The 892-nt window shown below is 38.3% G+C and carries 1 protein-coding gene; it reads right to left on the bottom strand.

The features are described from left to right. On the bottom strand, positions 1-834 hold an 834-nt coding region (locus CXF72_RS00415; RefSeq protein ID WP_101036065.1), incomplete at its 3' end, for an IS630 family transposase. Between the last annotated feature and the right edge of the window lie 58 nt (positions 835-892).

Raw genomic sequence — 892 nt, 5'->3', positions numbered from 1 at the left:
AGGCGGGAGATAATGCAATATTATGTTTAATTCTTCCGCTTTAGCTTTAACATCCTTAGAGCGATGATAACCCGCGCCATCAAGCACCAGGTTAATACTCTTGCAGTGTGGATAAAAACCTCTGACTTTAGTGAAAAAATCGATAATAGACTCGCCATTAACTGTTTTCTCATATTGCTCAATGACCGCTTCTCCTAAATACCCAAGCCTGATCGCACCAACAATATTAAGTCGAGTTCGACTTCCTGTCGTTTCAATGGGCTTATCAACCCCTTTTCTGATCCAGCCAGCCGTTATTTTCGTTGCTTGAGTGGGATGCACTGCATCCATGAATAACAATGGCTCATCATCCTTTAAGCTTTCTTTTAACGCGTCATAAAATTTAATAAAATCATTTTGTTTTTCAACATCAAATTTATGAGGTACACCTTTAGGTTGTTTATAGCTGAATCGGTGTTGATGGAGCCATTTGTTTAGGCCCGACACACTATATTCAATATTAAAAGACGCTTTTATGTAAGCAACAATCTGGTGTGTATGGAGATAAGTAACATCACACAGGTGTTCAATAAGTTGAGTGGTTTGCGCTTCATTCAAATACCCATCAGAGCCACCACTTTGCGGTGTAAGCTTTTCAGTTTTAATGAAGTCATTGATATGCCGACTAATACTGGTTTCATGAATACGTAATGCTTGGGCTATCATTTCAACCGACCATCCTTCATCAGAGAGTAAAACCGCTTTGATACGATCACACTCACGCTTATCACGGGATTTTTTATGCCGTAACTCTAAGGTTGATTTCTGTTCTTGTGACAATGATATATTAAGCATTGGAATATCATGATCTCATTAAGCTAAAAATCAAGCATTTTGATTGATCACGGGTATA

The organism is Psychromonas sp. MB-3u-54 (assembly GCF_002836415.1).
Taxonomy (GTDB): domain Bacteria; phylum Pseudomonadota; class Gammaproteobacteria; order Enterobacterales; family Psychromonadaceae; genus Psychromonas.
This window is presented reverse-complemented; position numbering and strand designations above follow the sequence as displayed.